Annotated in this window: 12 protein-coding genes and 2 pseudogenes; 3 read left to right on the top strand and 11 right to left on the bottom strand. The window is 60.6% G+C overall.

Features of this window, described 5'->3' with window-relative positions; all coding sequences use genetic code 11:
- Positions 1–46 precede the first annotated feature (46 nt).
- The gene (locus AC1DH9_RS02975) at positions 47–1402 is read left to right on the top strand and encodes a Fic family protein (protein WP_442114452.1); all 1356 of its coding nucleotides are present in this window, start codon (positions 47–49) and stop codon (positions 1400–1402) included.
- A gap of 58 nt (positions 1403–1460) precedes the next feature.
- Here the strand turns inward: AC1DH9_RS02975 and AC1DH9_RS02970 are convergent, their stop codons facing one another.
- The 3 genes from AC1DH9_RS02970 to plsB form a co-directional block, all read right to left on the bottom strand.
- Positions 1461–1835, bottom strand: a complete 375-nt coding sequence (locus AC1DH9_RS02970; RefSeq protein WP_427533458.1) for a DUF6124 family protein — start codon at positions 1833–1835, stop codon at positions 1461–1463.
- A 480-nt stretch (positions 1836–2315) separates the two neighbouring features.
- Entirely contained in the window at positions 2316–3005 is a 690-nt protein-coding gene (locus AC1DH9_RS02965) for a DUF4197 domain-containing protein (protein ID WP_477807781.1), read from the bottom strand.
- Positions 3006–3061: 56 nt separating this feature from the next.
- Complete coding sequence (gene plsB / locus AC1DH9_RS02960; RefSeq protein WP_477807780.1) at positions 3062–5482, bottom strand: glycerol-3-phosphate 1-O-acyltransferase PlsB; 2421 nt, start codon at positions 5480–5482, stop codon at positions 3062–3064.
- Between the two features lie 245 nt (positions 5483–5727).
- Here plsB and AC1DH9_RS02955 point away from each other — a divergent pair.
- Positions 5728–5910: pseudogene (locus AC1DH9_RS02955) on the top strand (cold shock domain-containing protein); the annotation flags it as partial.
- Here AC1DH9_RS02955 and AC1DH9_RS02950 read toward each other — a convergent pair.
- The 4 genes and pseudogenes from AC1DH9_RS02950 to AC1DH9_RS02935 form a co-directional block, all read right to left on the bottom strand.
- Entirely contained in the window at positions 5893–6270 is a 378-nt protein-coding gene (locus AC1DH9_RS02950) for a hypothetical protein (RefSeq protein ID WP_054595899.1), read from the bottom strand. The pseudogene AC1DH9_RS02955 and the gene AC1DH9_RS02950 overlap by 18 nt on opposite strands.
- A gap of 99 nt (positions 6271–6369) precedes the next feature.
- Complete coding sequence (locus AC1DH9_RS02945; RefSeq protein ID WP_427541031.1) at positions 6370–7179, bottom strand: putative RNA methyltransferase; 810 nt, start codon at positions 7177–7179, stop codon at positions 6370–6372.
- Positions 7179–8330, bottom strand: a pseudogene (gene dapE, locus AC1DH9_RS02940) (succinyl-diaminopimelate desuccinylase). Before dapE ends, AC1DH9_RS02945 begins: the two are co-directional and overlap by 1 nt.
- 187 nt (positions 8331–8517) lie before the next feature.
- Positions 8518–11109 carry a glycosyltransferase gene (locus AC1DH9_RS02935; RefSeq protein WP_427541025.1) on the bottom strand — a complete coding sequence of 864 codons (2592 nt, stop codon included), beginning with the start codon at positions 11107–11109 and terminating at the stop codon, positions 8518–8520.
- 268 nt (positions 11110–11377) lie between these two features.
- Here AC1DH9_RS02935 and tcdA point away from each other — a divergent pair, with 268 nt between their 5' ends.
- Positions 11378–12190 (top strand): tRNA cyclic N6-threonylcarbamoyladenosine(37) synthase TcdA, encoded by an 813-nt coding sequence (tcdA, locus tag AC1DH9_RS02930; RefSeq protein ID WP_427541022.1) that lies wholly within the window; start codon positions 11378–11380, stop codon positions 12188–12190.
- An 88-nt stretch (positions 12191–12278) separates the two neighbouring features.
- Here tcdA and AC1DH9_RS02925 read toward each other — a convergent pair whose 3' ends face one another.
- The 4 genes from AC1DH9_RS02925 to AC1DH9_RS02910 all read right to left on the bottom strand — a co-directional run bounded on the left by AC1DH9_RS02925 (position 12279) and on the right by AC1DH9_RS02910 (position 15394).
- Positions 12279–12683, bottom strand: a complete 405-nt coding sequence (locus AC1DH9_RS02925) for a SufE family protein (RefSeq protein WP_427541019.1) — start codon at positions 12681–12683, stop codon at positions 12279–12281.
- Positions 12680–13885: an aminotransferase class V-fold PLP-dependent enzyme gene (locus tag AC1DH9_RS02920; protein ID WP_477807779.1), complete on the bottom strand. Its 1206-nt coding sequence runs from the start codon at positions 13883–13885 to the stop codon at positions 12680–12682. The genes AC1DH9_RS02925 and AC1DH9_RS02920 overlap by 4 nt, the downstream gene beginning before the upstream one ends.
- 117 nt (positions 13886–14002) lie before the next feature.
- The gene (gene dapD, locus AC1DH9_RS02915; protein ID WP_477807778.1) at positions 14003–15037 is read right to left on the bottom strand and encodes a 2,3,4,5-tetrahydropyridine-2,6-dicarboxylate N-succinyltransferase; all 1035 of its coding nucleotides are present in this window, start codon (positions 15035–15037) and stop codon (positions 14003–14005) included.
- 33 nt (positions 15038–15070) lie between these two features.
- Positions 15071–15394 (bottom strand): arsenate reductase, encoded by a 324-nt coding sequence (locus AC1DH9_RS02910; RefSeq protein ID WP_477807788.1) that lies wholly within the window; start codon positions 15392–15394, stop codon positions 15071–15073.
- Between the last annotated feature and the right edge of the window lie 11 nt (positions 15395–15405).

The following is a 15405-nucleotide window of genomic DNA, read 5'->3' as shown; positions in this document are numbered from 1 at the left end:
GTTATGTTGTACTCATAACTCAGTTTCTCGAGTTTTTGAGACAGCGATGATAAAAAGCCCTCCAGCCATAGACCCGAGTCTTTTCGACGCACTCGGCCAATCGCCTCACAAGGAAAAGCTGGTCGACTATCTGGCACTGCTCAAGCCGCTGGATGATCAGGGGCGTTACTTGCCGTTCGATGATCTGCGTTTTCGCTGGCCGCCCGGTCTTGATCCGACCTTATGCTGGGCCTTGGTGAAAAAGGCCCGCGTGGCGCAATACGTGCGTTTGTTGCCGCTGGGCGAGCCGAGCCAATGGGGCCAGTTCGTCCTGACACCGCTGGCACAGAAAACCCTCTCGACGGTTGATCGTCAGGCCACGACCGCCGCGCTGGAATACATGACTCATCATATCGGTGAGACGGCGCATTTCAGTTACCTGCTCAATGACCTGATCGAAGACGAAGCCATCAGCAGCAGCCAGCTCGAGGGCGCCGCGACCACCACGCTGGTGGCCAAGGACATGCTCAAGCGCAATCGCCTGCCGCGTACCCCGGACGAGCGAATGGTTATCGGCAACTACAAAATGATGATCTTCGCCTGGGAGAAGCGTCACGAGCCATTGAGTGTCGAACTGATCCGGCAACTGCATCGTGTCGGTGTCGAAGGCATTGATGACGCGCTGTATTCGCCGGGACTTTTTCGCAGCAATGATCAGGTCGTGGTACAGGATGGTGAAGGCCATACCGTTCATACACCGCCGCCATCCACGGGCATCAGCGCTCGGCTCGATGGATTGGCGAGCTGGATCAACCAGCCCCACGACGACCCTCTACGCGTTGATTATGTGCACCCGATGATCAAGGCCATCGCCCTGCATTTTGCCCTGGGCTACGAGCATCCGTTTCGCGATGGCAATGGCCGGGTGGCGCGGGCGTTGTTTTACTGGTTCATGTTCAAGAATGACTTCTCGGCATTTCGCTACATCGCGATCAGCATTCTGCTGCGCAATGCGCCGGTGAAGTACGGTCGGTCTTATGTGCATACCGAGAGCGACGCGCTGGACCTGACGTACTTCATCGATTACCAGTGTTCGGTGATTTTGCGGGCCGTGACCGGGTTCACGGCGGCTTATCAAAAAAGCCTGGTTGATGCCGAAGGTTTTGATCGCTGGCTGGAGGAATCCGGGCTTTTCGAGCAGTTGACCGAGAAGCAGCGCACGCTGTTTCAGATTGCCAAGAGCGGCAGGGCCAAGGAATTCACCGCGGTCAATGTGAAGGAAAACCTGGATTGCTCCTACAACACGGCGGCCACGACCTTGAACGGTTTGGTTGAGTTGAAGCTGTTCGAGAAGAAAAAGATGGGCCGTGAGTGGGTGTTCTTTTTGCGCGAGTCATCACACATCAAAACGGACTGGTCGTAGGCTGCGATCCAAACATCAAAAAATCGCAGCCTGCGGCAGCTCCTACGCGGTGGTGGTGTTAAGTCTCTGGCTGATCAACGTTATCCAGCGCGCGGTTCACCGCCAGTTCTGCCAGGGCCACCATCTGCTGAATCGCCAGTGCGCTGTTGCGCTTGGGGCCGTCGAGTTCAAACGCCAGGTCGCTGGCCATGACATTGGCCGAGGCCAGGGTTTCGCAGGCGTGGGCCAGCAGGGTTTCGCTGTCGACCTCTGGGGCGATGACGAAGATGCAGCTGGGCCGGCGGTCGGTCAGCAACTTCTTGGTTTCAGGTAACAGCAGGTAATGATCGAGCGCCCGGTGGGCGGCGGCGTGGAGTTCTTTCGAGTCGAGGGACGCGTAGGGGGACACGCTTTCGGCGTCGGCTTCGGGGGGATTGGGTGTGGGCTTGAACATGGCGAAACTCCTCAGTGTACGGAGTCGCAACCTATGGGCTACCAACCAATAGGGTGGCGACTGAACGCAGGTTGGTAGCCCGGCCACCAAGGAAACCGGTGCGCCCGAAGGCGCCCTGCGCACAGCCGCCATAACAAACAGTAGGCCAAAAGAAACCGCCCACCGTGTGGAAATGTCGGCGCTGTGCGCCTTGGAAAAAAACCGGGCTACCAAACCCGATCGCTGATTTTCAGCGACCCGGAGACGATAGAGCCCAGTGCCCAAGCGCACAAGCCGGCGGATTCTGGCGTAGGTGTAGGGCGCAACGCAAGACGCTGTGGCTTGTGACGAACGCAGTCGCCATGCAATTAAACACCACAAACCTAATGTGGGAGCGAGCAAGCCCTAATCCCCGTAGTCAAGCCGTTACGCGACCCTGTAGCAGCTGGCGACGCTTGTATTGATCGTTCCCGCGCGTGGGAACGATCAGCGGGGGGAGGGTTACAGCGCGCCGAAGACTTTCTTCGCCAGGCTGGTCGCGGCTTCCGCCGGGTTGGCGCGGATGCCTTCTTCCTTCTGGGCGATCATCTTGAACAGGCCGTCCAGGGCCYTTTCCGTCACGTAGCCTTCAACGTTGGCACTCTTGGCATCGAGCACGCCGAAGGTTGCCGCCTGGCTGGCGAACGAGTTGTACTGCTTGGCCAGGCCCACCTGGTCGGTGGCTTGTTTGACGATCGGCAGGAACTTGGCGCGGATTTGTTCGCGGCTGGTCTTGTCCAGGTACTGGGTGGCCGAATCCTTGCCGCCGGTGAGGATGCCCTTGGCATCGGTCACGGTCATCTTTTTCACCGCATCCACCAGCAGCGCCTGGGCCTGCGGCATGGCCGCTTCCGCCGCCTTGTTCATGCTGGTTTCCAGTTGATCGACCTGGTCCCCCATGCCGAACTGTTTCATCTTGCTGGCGACCTTGCCCAGTTTGCCCGGCAGTTCGATCTTTACTTCAGGGTTGTTGCTGAAACCGCCCGGTTTGCCGAGCGTGGTGACGGCCGCTACGGCCCCTTGGGCCAGGGCGTCCTTGAGACCGCCCGAGGCTTCTCCCTGGGAAAGACTGCCCAGCGACAGGGCCAGCGCGTTGGCGGAGATCAGCAGGCCAGCACAGAGGCCGGCGAAGCGAAGGGTAGAGCGGAGCATGGCAGTTTCCTTGTTCGATAAAAGCAATTAACGGACCGCGGACGGCTTTAAATCAGTTAGTCGGCTTGCAGCGCAGGTGCGGGTTGATCCGCCGCATCTTCGCTGCGATGCAGCGCCACCTGACGGATCGACAAGCGAATCTCTGCCGGCAATACCCGTTTGGCCGCGCCTTCAGCCAGTTCGCCGAGCAGTTCGTGGTGGCTCAGCTTGCCGGCTTCGTCGCGCTTGAGCACGTCGAGGTTCAGCAGGGTCTGGATGAAGTGGCGGAACAGGCTCTTGTCGAAGAACTCCGGGGCGTTCAGGCCATGCAGGATCGACAGGCGCTGGGCCATGACCGTGCACAGGTCTTCCAGTTCTTCGGCGGTGAGGGTGTTCTGGCCGCTGTTGAGCAGCAGGGAAACGGTCATGTAGAAGCGCTGCAAGGTCTGCGCGATGCTCTTGGACAGCAAGGTCAGCAGCACGAAATGCCGGGAGCTTGGCGCCGGGCGCAAGTACACGTTGTTCTCGAAACGCAGCAGGCCTTGTTCGACAAAGGCCTCGAGCCATTGGTCGATCACCGCATCCAGTTCGTCCAGYGWCCARCGAATGAACARCTCCGATTGCAGGTACGGATACAGCGCGCGCGCGTAGCGCAGGATTTGTTCGCGGCTCATGCGCGAGGCGCTCTGGAAGAAGCTCGCAAGCAACGCCGGCAGGGCGAAAATGTGCAGCACGTTGTTGCGGTAGTAGGTCATCAGGACGGCGTTTTGCTCGTCCAGGTAAAGAATCTTGCCCAGCGCATCGCTTTGCTCAGAGAGCAGGTCCATGTCCTTGACGTGTTCGATCAGCGCCCGGCCGTCGCCTTCCGGCAGCGTGGTGTGTGGTGAGTAAGGCACTTTGCGCAGCAAGGCCAGATACAAATCAAGCACCCGCGCCATGGCGCGATCGTCCAGCGCCAGACGGCTGGTGGAAAGCAGCGCCAGCGCCACCAGGTTCACCGGGTTGATCGCGGCCGCTTCGTTCAAATGCCGCGCTACGCGCTCGCCGAGACGGTTGGTGGTCGCGTTGAGCCAGGCCGGCTTGAACTGTGGGCCCAGCTCCTGGGTGCGCCAATCCGGTTGTTCGCTGTCGAGGAACTCCGCCAGTTTGATCGGCTCGCCGAAGTTCACCGCCACCTGGCCGAAGCGCTGTTTGAGCGCGCCGATGACTTTGAAAATGTCGAAGATCGACTCTTTCTTCTTGCTCGCGCCACGCAGTTCGCCGAGGTAGGTCCGGCCTTCGAGTACCCGCTCGTAACCGATGTACACCGGGATGAAAACGATCGGCATGCGCGACGAGCGCAGGAAGCTGCGCAGGGTGATCGCCAGCATCCCGGTTTTCGGTTGCAGCATGCGCCCGGTGCGCGAACGGCCGCCCTCGACGAAGTACTCCACCGGAAAGCCTTTGGTGAACAGCGTGTGCAGGTATTCGTTGAACACCGAGGTGTAGAGCGGATTGTCCTTGAACGGCGGGGTCAGGCCGTTGCGAAACAGCAGGTAGGAGAGCAGCAGGTAATCGATGTGGCTGCGATGGCACGGCACGTAGATCACTTCGTGACCTTGGGCGACGTTCTGCACGCCTTCGATGTGGTTGACCTTGATCCCGTCGTAGATCTTGTTCCAGAACCAGCTCAGCACCACTTCCAGAAAACGGATCGCGGTGTAGGTGTAGTCCGAGGCAATTTCGTTGCCGTAACGCAGGGCCTGCGCCTTGGCTTTCTCGGGCGAAATGTTTTCGCGCTCGGCTTCGTCGAGGATCGCCTGTTTGACCAGTGGCTGATTCAGCAGGCCTTTGACCAGGTTGCGACGGTGGGAAATGTCCGGGCCGATGACCGCGGCTTTGAGGTTGCGAAAGTGCACCCGCAAAATGCGTTGGGCCATGCGCACGGTGCGTTCATGGCCCTTGTTGTGCTCGATCAGCTCGCGCAGGTGGATCGGCGCGGAGAATTGCACGCGGGTCTTGCGCCCCAGAATCATGATGCTCAGCAGTCGGCGCAGGCGCCCGGTCACCGCCCAGCTGTCAGCAAAGAGCAATTTCCACGGGCTCGATTCGCTGTCCGGCGACTGGCCCCAGAACACGCTGACCGGGATGATCTGCGCGTCTTCGGCGCCATTCTGGCTCAAGGCGCTGACCAGCCGGGTGAGGGTGGGCGGTGCGCCGCGCTTGTCCTGGCGGCCGAGCCAGTCGGGCTCAGGTGTCAGGTAGAAGAACGCGGCAGGCTCCACCAGGTTGCCCACCGATGTCGGCAGCACCGGGCGTGGCAGTCCGGCCTTGCGGCATTCGGTATCGACCACGGCGAGGTCGGTCAGCGAAGGATTTTGCAGGACGTAGAACACCGGACGACTGCGGTCGAGGTTGAGGGTGAAGGACGACTGATTGATCGTCTCCGAGCGAACCCAGAGGTACAACAGTCGGCGCAAGGCGCCAAACACCAGACGGCGGAACGGGGAGCGGGTCATACGGCTTCTGCTTTAGTTGAAAAAACCGAGCAAGCGCTCGGGGCCGGTAGTGTGCCGTATTCGTCGAAAATCGGCAAAAAAGCGCCGAAGTAATCTTGAGTTGAGAGTTTTTGTGGCTGTCATATACTCGGCCAGTCGTTTGCCACTATCGGCGCTGTTTCTTACAGAAAACCGAGCGCTGGCAAACGTTCTCAAGGCTTGTCCGTGAACAGGCCGACCAATAATAAAAAAAGGGGGATTGATTGATGGCAACGCGCGAGACCGGCAACGTGAAGTGGTTCAACGACGCCAAGGGCTACGGCTTCATTCAGCGTGAGGACGGGGCAGACGTGTTCGTGCATTACCGCGCGATCCGTGGTGAACGCTCCCACATTAGATCTTTGTTGGGCATGCCATCGCAGGTTCAGGTTTTAAGCGGTTTTCCAGGTGATCTCTTCTTCACCGTCGACGCTGATCCGAATCCAGCGATCAGCCGTCTCTTCACCTTCTTCCTCGACCCAGGTCCCTGGCGCGCAGCGCACTTCGACGTTCAGCGCGGCAAAGGCGGCGCGGGCGCAGGCGATGTCGTCGTCCCACGGCGTCTGGTCGCTTTCCAGGTACAGGCTGTTCCACTTGCCCACGGCTTTTGGCAGCCAGGTCACAGGCACGTTGCCGGCCTTGCACTTGTAGGTCTGACCTTTCTGAACCCAGTCGGTGCAAGGGCCCAGCGCCGCGCCGAGCCAGGTGGCGATGGCCTTGTAGTCGACGTCGGCGTCTTTCAGGTAAATCTCGATATCGGGTTGGCGCATGGATGTTCCTCACTGCGGGTTTCGAAAAATCCATTCGCGGATTTAGCCGGCCTCAAGCCACTGCTCAAGGCCAAAAGTTTAAGGGTTGCTCTGAAATAATTACTGCAGAACGAAGTAATCGTAGCGCATCGACACACTGACCTCGAACGGCTCGGTCTGTTCGATGACGGCCGCCCGGCGTTCGGCACTTGCGCGCCAGCCGTGAGGCGTCATGGCCAGCAGGTTGGCGCGGTCCTGGCCATTCACCAGATTCAGTTTGAATTCGAGGGTTTCGCTGTGTTGCAGCGTCATGCCTTCTGGCACCAGGGCCAGGTGTTTGTCATCGGTGTATTCACGCACTTCGTCGTACAGACGCTCACGCAGTTCCATCAGATGGCCGCTGGTCGGCCCGACTTTCATCAAGCCGCCACCCGGGCTGAGCAGGCGTTTGGCTTCCTGCCAGTCGAGCGGGCTGAACACGCTGGCAAGGAACTGGCAGCTGGCATCGGCCAACGGTACCCGGGCCATGCTGGCGATCAACCAGGTCAGCTGCGGGTTACGTTTGCAGGCGCGTTTGACCGCTTCGCGGGAGATATCCAGCGCGTAGCCATCGGCATTCGGCAGGGCGTCGGCGATTTGCGCGGTGTAGTAACCCTCGCCACAACCTATGTCCAGCCAGCGCTGTGGCGCACGTTCAGCCGCCAGCTCGGCGAGCCGCTTGGCCACTGGCGCGTAATGCCCAGCGTTCAAGAAGTCGCGACGGGCTTCAACCATCGCCTGGTTGTCGCCTGGGTCACGGCTGTTCTTGTGCTGCACCGGCAGCAGGTTCAGGTAACCCTGGCGGGCGCGGTCGAAGCGATGCCCGGCCGGGCACGCGACGCCGTTGTCGACCGCGTTCAGCGGCGCGCTGCAGATAGGACAGGCGAGCATCAGGCGAGCAACTTGATCAGGGTCTGGTAGTAGATTTCGGTCAGCAGGTCGAGGTCGCTGGCCAGCACGCGCTCGTTGACCTGGTGAATCGTCGCGTTGACCGGGCCAAGCTCGACCACTTGCGTACCCATGGTGGCGATGAAGCGCCCGTCCGACGTACCACCGCTGGTGGATGCCTTGGTTTCGCGACCGGTGATGGTCTTGATGCTTGCCGACACCGCATCGAGCAGGGCGCCCGGCTCAGTGAGGAACGGCAGGCCGGACAGCGCCCAGTCGATGTGCCAGTCCAGGCCATGTTTGTCGAGGATATCGGCCACCCGCTGTTGCAGGCCTTCGACGGTCGACTCGGTGGAGAAACGGAAGTTGAACACCGCCACCAGATCACCGGGAATGACGTTGGTCGCGCCGGTGCCGGAGTTGACGTTGGAAATCTGGAAACTGGTCGGCGGGAAGAAATCATTGCCGTGGTCCCAGTGCTCGGCGGCCAGTTCGGCCAGGGCCGGGGCGGCGAGGTGGATCGGGTTCTTCGCCAGGTGCGGGTAGGCCACGTGACCTTGCACACCGCGCACGGTGAGCTTGGCGCCAAGGGAGCCGCGACGGCCGTTCTTGACCACGTCACCGACCAGGGTGGTGCTCGACGGTTCGCCGACGATGCACCAGTCCAGACGCTCTTTGCGCGCTGCGAGGCGTTCGACCACTGCTTTAGTGCCGTGATGCGCCGGGCCTTCTTCGTCGCTGGTGATCAGGAAGGCGACCTTGCCCTTGTGGTCCGGGTAGTCGGCGACAAAACGTTCGGCCGCCACGGTCATGGAGGCCAGGCTGCCTTTCATGTCTGCCGCGCCACGGCCTCAGAGCATGCCGTGTTCGTCGATCACCGCGTCGAACGGATCGATCTGCCAGGCCTGCACCGKRCCGGTCGGCACCACATCGGTGTGACCGGCGAAGCACAGCACCGKACCGTCGTGTTTGCCGTGGGTGGCCCAGAAGTTATCCACATCCTCGATGCGCATCGGCTCAAGCGCAAAACCGGCATCGCCCAGGCGCTGCATCATCTGCTTCTGGCAATCGGCGTCGACCGGCGTCACGGACGGACGACGGATCAGGTCGATAGCGAGTTGGAGGGTCGGCGAAAGGTCGGCGTGGGCCGTCATGGGATGCTCCAGAAACATGAAATATGGGCGCGGACTAATGTGGGAGCGGGCTTGCTCGCGAAGGGACCCCCGCTCCCACAGGTATTGAGTTCGGCCGTTGGATTGTGACCGGCCAAGCCCTGCAAAATGGCAGATATCTTAAAGCAAAACGGCGGCCAGAGGCCGCCGTTTAGTGGTTTGCGCAGATTTAAGCGGCAGGTGCCGGCTCGGTTTCTGGCGCAGGTTTTGGCAGCGAAGACAGGAAGGCCATGATCAGCGCAGCCAGATACGGCAGCGACTGCACCAGCAACATGGTCACCCAGAAGCGCATGTCGTTGCTCGGGAGGCCTTGCACCAGGTAAATCCCCAGTGCCGCGCCCCACAACAGCAGCATGATGAACAGCTCTTCGCGCGCTTCCGAAATCGCTACCCAGAAACCGTGGTTATCGGCATTTTTCGGGGTGCGGAAAAACGGAATGCTGCTGGTGAAGAAACCGTACAGCACCGCTTTGGCGATGGTGTGCGACAACGCCAGGCCGGCCAATGCCGCGCAGAATGCATCCTTCAGGTTGACCCCGACCGCGCGGCGGTAGAGGAAAATGATCTTGCCGACCTTGAACACAAACAGCGCCAGGGGCGGGATTGCGAAGATCAGCAGCGGTGGATCGACCCGTTGCGGCACGATGATCATCGCCGCCGACCAGAGCAGGGCGCCGACGGTGAAGAAGATGTTCATGCCATCCGCGACCCACGGCAACCAGCCCGCGAGGAAGTGGTAACGCTGGCCACGGGTCAGCTCGGTGTCCTTGCCGCGCAACAGGCTGGCGGTGTGCCGCTTGATGATCTGAATCGCTCCGTAGGCCCAGCGGAAACGCTGTTTCTTGAAGTCGATAAAGGTATCGGGCATCAGGCCCTTGCCATAGCTGTTGTGGTAGTACGCCGCCGACAGGCCTTTTTCGAACACCCGCAGACCCAATTCGGCGTCTTCGCAGATGCACCAGTCAGCCCAGCCGAGCTCTTCGAGCACCGAGCGACGGGTCATGGTCATGGTGCCGTGCTGGATGATCGCGTCACGGTCGTTACGGGTCACCATGCCGATGTGGAAGAAGCCTTTGTATTCCGCGTAGCAGAGCTTCTTGAAGGTGCTTTCGTTCTGGTCGCGATAATCCTGTGGCGACTGCACCACGGCGATTTTCGGATCGGCGAAGTGCGGCACCATGTGCTTGAGCCAGTTCGGGTCGACGCAGTAGTCCGAGTCGATCACCGCGATGACTTCGGCATCCTTGGCGGTGTGCGGGATCAGGTAGTTCAGTGCACCGCCCTTGAAACCGGCCAATGGCGAGACGTGGAAGAACTTGAAGCGCGGGCCGAGGGTTTCGCAATAGGCCTGCACCGGTTCCCAGACGGCCGGGTCCTTGGTGTTGTTGTCGATGATCAGGACTTCGAAGTCCGGATAGTCGAGGTTGGCCAGGGCGTTGAGGGTCTGTTTGACCATCTCCGGCGGCTCGTTGTAGCACGGCACATGGATCGAGACTTTCGGACGGTAGTCCGAGTCGCCCACCACCGGCAGGAATTCACGCCGACGTTTGTGGGTCCAGACGGTCTCGGCCAGTTCGTGGGCTTCGGTCAGCAGTACGATAAATACCCCGAGCGCACCGAGGGCGAGCAGAAAGCCCACCGTCAGGCTGAACCAGGTGCTGTATTGCTGGCTGTAGTCGTAACCGATCCACACCAGTGCCGAACCGCCGAGGAACGCGGTGAAGGTCAGGAAGGTCCGACCGCGCTGGCGCAGGGCCGAGCCGTCGATCATCAGCAGGGTCAGGGACAACAACGCCAGGACCACGGAGCCGACCGCCAGTACCCGCCATTGCGGAATCGCTACGACCGGGCCTTCGAAGTTGAATTTCTGCTGACGCGCGGCGTTGAACACGCCCCAGTAGGCACCTACCGAACCTTCGTCGCTGGCTTTCCATGGCTGGTCAAATGCTTCGATCACGAAGTAGTTGAAGCCCTGGCGGTTGAGCTTGTTCACCAGCGTACGCAGGTAAATCGCCTGGTCCGCCGGGGTCGCATCAGCACCACCGCGCATGCGGCCATTGCTCGGCCAGCCCACTTCGGACAGCAGCAACGGCTTTTTCGGGAAGAGTTTTTTCAGGTCGCGGGCACGGTCCAGAACAAACTGGCCGGCCTGGTCCACCGGAATGAATTCCCAGTACGGCAGGATGTGAGCCGCGATCAGGTCGACGTGCTTGGCCAGCATCGGGTTTTCTTCCCAGACGTGCCATTGCTCGGACGTGGTCACCGGAACCTTTACCGCTGCGCGCACGCGATCGAGGATCACGCTCAATTGCTCGGCGGTGATTTCCTTACGGAAGATCGCTTCGTTACCGACCACCACGCGCACGACGCTGCGCGAGCTGTTGGCCAGCGCGATGGCGCGCTGGATCTCGCGTTCGTTACGCTCAAGATCGGGGCTGATCCAGATCCCGAGCGTTACGCGCAGGCCGAATTCTTCCGCCAGTTTCGGGATGTCCTCCAGCGTACCGTCGACGGAGTAGGTCCGGATGTTGTCGGTCAGCTTGCTCATGATCTCCAGGTCGCGACGCATTTCATCGTCGGACGGGAACTGGCTTTTCTGTGGGAACTGGCCTTGCTGGAACGGCGAGTAAGAAAAACCGGAGATCTGCTCAGGCCAGTTGGGGGTCGTGACGGGGCGGTTGATCAGCGCCCAGAAACCGGTGAACAGCGCGGCAATCGCCAGCACTACCACCAGATTGAGTCCAAATTTACGCGATGACATAGCTATATCGGGTTCCAAAAGGTGTGGAACGAGGGGACGGTTGGCACGCGCCAATCGGCGCGCATCCTACACTGGCCTTCAACTGAGCGTACAGCAGACAGAAAAAAGCCGGACATTGGGCAAGCCATCTTCGCTTAAGTTCTTTTGTGTGACAAAAAATGTACAAATGCGGGCACAAATAAAGCACGACCCGCTGCCGTTTATAGCGCAAAGATGTTCTTGGCACGCATCGGCCCTATAATGCGCGCCGGTTTTTAGGGTAGTGGTCATGAGTACAGAAGATCCGCGGTTTGCTGGCATTGCCCGCTTGTATGGCATCGAAGGCCTGGCGCGTTTGCGCGCGGCCCATGTGGCGATTGTTGGCGTCGGTGGCGTCGGTTCCTGGGCGGCGGAAGCCATGGCCCGTTGCGGTGTCGGCGAAATCTCGCTGTTCGACCTCGATGACGTGTGCGTCAGCAACGCCAATCGCCAGTTGCATGCACTGGACAGCACTGTCGGCAAACCCAAGGTCGAGGTGATGGCCGAGCGCCTGCGCGGGATCAACCCGGAATGCACCGTGCACGCGGTGGCGGATTTCGTCACCCGCGAGACCATGGCCGAGTACATCACGCCAAATATCGACTGCGTGATCGACTGCATCGATAGCGTCAACGCCAAGGCTGCGCTGATCGCCTGGTGCAAACGTCGCAAGATCCAGATCATCACCACGGGCGGTGCGGGCGGGCAGATCGATCCGACGCTGATCCAGGTGTGTGACCTGAACCGGACCTTCAATGACCCGCTGGCTTCGAAAGTGCGTTCCACGTTGCGTCGCGATTATGGTTTCTCACGCACCGTGACCCGTCACTACAGCGTGCCGTGCGTATTCTCCACCGAGCAGCTGCGCTATCCGAAACCCGATGGCAGCATTTGCTTGCAGAAGAGCTTCGTCGGCGATGGGGTGAAACTCGACTGCGCTGGCGGTTTTGGCGCGGTGATGATGGTGACCGCGACGTTCGGCATGGTTGCCGCGACCAAGGCTGTGGATAAGATTGTGGCGGGTGTGCGGCGCCCGGCGGATCGGGTCAAGCCTGAGGTTTGACAGGTGTGGCTGATGGCCTCATCGCGAGCAGGCTCGCTCCCACAGTGAACGCATTCCAATGTGGGAGCGAGCCTGCTCGCGATGGCGATTAACCCGCCAACTCATTCATTCGCTGTAACACCGCATTCAAGCCATTGCTGCGCGACGGCGACAGTTGTCGCGATAACCCCAGTTGATTAAACCAATCGGGCAAATCCACCTGTTGCAACTCGGCGGCGGTCAAGCCGTTGACCCGCGCCAGCAGCAGCGCCACCAACCCGCGAATCAACCGCGCATCGCTGCTGGCAGCAAACTGCCAATGACCGTCTTGCAGCGCGCCCACCAGCCATACCTGACTTTCGCAGCCATGTACGCGATTGGCCTCGGTCTTGTCTGCATCGCTCAATGGCGGAAGCCGTTCGCCCCATTGCATCAGCAAGCGAGCGCGTTGTTCCCAGCCGGCAGCGGCCTGAAAGGTTTCCAGTGCCGTAATGGCATCCGCCGGCAGGCTCATCGCAACAACTCCAGCGCTTGATCAAGGGCTTCGAAAAAGCGCTCAAGGTCTTCCGAGTCGTTGTACAGCGCCAACGAAACCCGAATTGCCCCCGCCAGCTCGAAGCTCTTCAACAACGGCATGGCGCAATGGTGTCCGGCACGTACGGCGATGCCCTGTTCGGTGAGCAGATGCGCCAAATCGGCGTTGTGCACGCCTTCGACGACAAAACTGGCCAGTGCCAGTTGCGGCTTGCCCAGCAGGCGAATGCCATTGCGCGCCTGCAAGCCCTTCAACAGGTAATCATGCAGCGCGGCTTCGTGGGCGCACACGGCGTCCTGGTCCAGACCGGCGAGATAGTCGAGGGTCGCGCCCAGGCCAATCACGCTGGCAATCGGCGGTGTGCCGGCTTCAAAACCCAGYGGAGCCGGGCGGAAGCGCGCGTCGTGGTAGTTGGCGTCCAGCACCATCTCGCCGCCGAACTGCCATGGGCGCAGCTGTTGCAGGGCTTCGTTGAGGCCATACAGCACGCCGAGACCGTCCGGGCCATAGAGTTTGTGGCTGGAAAAAACGTAAAAGTCGCAACCCAGCGCCTGCACGTCATGGCGGCCATGGACCACGCCTTGGGCGCCATCGACCACGGTCAAGGCGTTTTGCGCCTTGGCCAGCGCCAGCAACGGCGCTAACGGTTGCCACGCGCCGAGCACGTTGGACAACTGGCTGACCGCCAGCAACCGTGTGCGTGGGCCGATCAGTTGGGAGGCGGCGTCGAGATCGATCAGACCGTCCGCGTCCAGCGGTAACACCACCAGTTTCAGGTCGCGACGGTGTGCCAATTGCTGCCACGGCAACAGGTTGGCGTGGTGTTCCAGGGCGCTGATGACGACTTCATCGCCGGGATTGAATAGGTGTTCCAGGCCATAGGCCAGGAGGTTCAGCGCAGAGGTTGCGCCGTGGGTAAAGATGATTTGCCCGCTGTTGCCAGCATTGAGCCAGTGCGCGACTTTGCTGCGGCTGCCTTCGAACGCCTGCGTGGCGTGGGCGCCGGGCAGGTRTTGCGCACGATGGACGTTGGCCGCGCCGTTGGCGTAGTAATGCGCCAGTGCGTCGAGCAGGGCTTGGGGTTTCTGGGTGGTGGCGGCGTTGTCCAGATAGGTCTGGTCTTGCCGTTGCAGAGCGGCGATGGCCGGAAAATCGGCGCGCCAGGGAGAGGGAATCATCATGTTGTTCGGCCCATGCGCATGACCCTGTGGGAGCGAGCTTACTCGCGATGGCGTCCTTGAGGCCGCCAAAAAGCTTCGCGAGCAGGCTCGCTCCTACAGGTGATCATTTGAGGCTGCTTAGTTGTGAGCGTGCAGCGCTTCGTTCAGTTCGATGGCCGATTTGTGGGTTTTGCATTCCACGGCACCGGTCTCCGAATTGCGGCGGAACAACAGGTCAGGCTGGCCCGCCAGTTCGCGGGCCTTGAGCACTTTGACCAGTTTGTTGTTCTCGTCCAGCAGTGCCACCTTGGTGCCAGCGGTCACGTACAGGCCCGACTCGACGGTGTTGCGGTCGCCCAATGGAATGCCGATACCGGCGTTGGCGCCGATCAGGCAGCCTTCGCCAACCTTGATCACGATGTTGCCGCCGCCCGACAGGGTGCCCATGGTCGAGCAGCCGCCGCCCAGGTCCGAACCCTTGCCGACGAACACGCCCGCAGAGACGCGACCTTCGATCATGCCCGGGCCTTCGGTGCCAGCGTTGAAGTTGACGAAACCTTCGTGCATCACGGTGGTGCCTTCGCCGACGTAGGCGCCCAGACGGATCCGCGCAGCGTCAGCAATACGCACGCCAGCCGGTACCACGTAGTCGGTCATTTTCGGGAACTTGTCGACCGAGAACACTTCCAGCAGCTCGCCACGCAGGCGCGCTTCCAGTTGATGTTCGGCCAGTTCATTCAGGTCGATTGCGCCCTGGCTGGTCCAGGCCACGTTCGGCAGCAACGGGAAGATCCCGGCCAGGTTCAGGCCGTGTGGCTTGACCAGGCGATGGGACAGCAGGTGCAGCTTGAGGTAGGCCTCAGGGGTGGAGCTCAGTTGTGCGTCTTCGGCCAGCAGGGTGGCAACCAACGGCTTGTGGCTTTCGGCCAGGCGGGTCAGCAACGCCGCTTGAGCAGCATCGACTGCTTTCAGGGCTTCAGCCAGTTGCGCGGCCTGGGCGGTAGTGAAAGCGATGGCCTGATTGCCTTCGGTGTAGCCCAGAATCGGCGCGACAGCGGCGACGAGCTCAGCCGATGGCTTGAGAACCGGAGCTGCGTAAAACACTTCCAGCCATGCACCTTGAYGGTTTTGAGTGCCGACACCAAAGGCCAGGCTGAACAGGGTAGTGGACATGTTTATACCTCTAACAAAATTGAACGGGCTGGCTTACTTGAGCGCTGCCGCGTAAATGTCTGGCTTGAAGCCAATCAGGGTTCGGTCACCGAGATCGAGCACCGGGCGCTTGATCATCGAAGGTTGTGCGAGCATCAATTCGATAGCTTTCGCCTGGTCGAGATCGGCTTTGCGTTCGTCGTCGAGTTTGCGAAAGGTCGTGCCTGCACGGTTGAGCACCACTTGCCAGCCGTGCTCGTTGCACCACTGGGTCAGGTGTTCACGGTCGATACCGGCCGTTTTGTAATCATGAAAGTCAAAATGGACAGCGTTTTCATCGAGCCAGGTGCGCGCCTTTTTCATGGTGTCGCAGGTCATGGTGTCGCAGG

The organism is Pseudomonas sp. 05T35, from assembly GCF_056396605.1.
Note: the sequence above shows the minus strand (reverse complement) of the source record. Positions and strands in the feature narration are given on the sequence as shown.

What these genes read in the sequence shown, in the direction of transcription:
- AC1DH9_RS02970 (WP_427533458.1), bottom strand. Translation starts at nt 1,835, where the DNA reads ATGTTCAAGCCCACACCCAATCCCCCCGAAGCCGACGCCGAAAGCGTG.
- AC1DH9_RS02935 (WP_427541025.1), bottom strand. Translation starts at nt 11,109, where the DNA reads ATGTCATCGCGTAAATTTGGACTCAATCTGGTGGTAGTGCTGGCGATT.
- AC1DH9_RS02910 (WP_477807788.1), bottom strand. Translation starts at nt 15,394, where the DNA reads ATGACCTGCGACACCATGAAAAAGGCGCGCACCTGGCTCGATGAAAAC.
- tcdA (WP_427541022.1), top strand. Translation starts at nt 11,378, where the DNA reads ATGAGTACAGAAGATCCGCGGTTTGCTGGCATTGCCCGCTTGTATGGC.
- AC1DH9_RS02945 (WP_427541031.1), bottom strand. Translation starts at nt 7,179, where the DNA reads ATGCTCGCCTGTCCTATCTGCAGCGCGCCGCTGAACGCGGTCGACAAC.
- AC1DH9_RS02975 (WP_442114452.1), top strand. Translation starts at nt 47, where the DNA reads ATGATAAAAAGCCCTCCAGCCATAGACCCGAGTCTTTTCGACGCACTC.
- AC1DH9_RS02950 (WP_054595899.1), bottom strand. Translation starts at nt 6,270, where the DNA reads ATGCGCCAACCCGATATCGAGATTTACCTGAAAGACGCCGACGTCGAC.
- AC1DH9_RS02925 (WP_427541019.1), bottom strand. Translation starts at nt 12,683, where the DNA reads ATGAGCCTGCCGGCGGATGCCATTACGGCACTGGAAACCTTTCAGGCC.